The organism is Bacillus sp. BML-BC051, assembly GCF_019656175.1.
GTDB classification, from domain to species: domain Bacteria; phylum Bacillota; class Bacilli; order Bacillales; family Bacillaceae_G; genus Bacillus_A; species Bacillus_A mobilis.
This window is the reverse complement of the sequence record NZ_BPLI01000222.1, coordinates 1-377: the sequence shown is the minus strand read 5'-3', so window position 1 is coordinate 377 and position 377 is coordinate 1. Positions and strand designations below refer to the sequence as shown.

At 33.7% G+C, this 377-nt stretch carries 1 protein-coding gene; it reads left to right on the top strand.

Annotated features, from left to right (window positions below):
• On the top strand, nt 1-377 hold a 377-nt coding region (locus tag K5S59_RS30055), incomplete at both ends, for a DUF11 domain-containing protein (protein WP_220784152.1).

Sequence of the window (377 nt, the reverse complement as noted above, 5' to 3'; positions counted from 1 at the left end):
AATCAGCCTAATGAGAATCCGGAAAATGGTATTACGTTAGGAAATCTTGCTCATAATGACTCTGTCATTATTACGTTCCAAGTGACAATATCTTCTTCTACTCTTCAACCTACAATTAATAACGATGCTACTGTTTCCTATACCGTTATCATTGATCCAGATGAACCACCTATTACAATTACAAAGCAAACAAATACCGTTACAACAACATTAATCGAGCCAATAATTAACATTGAGAAAACAGCAGACAAATCTATCGTCGTTATAGGAGATGTTATTACATTCACATTAGAGGTATTTAATGATTCCACAATTCCGACAATTAGTACTTCTGTTATAGACACAATTCCAGCTGGTACAACATTTATAGAAAACAG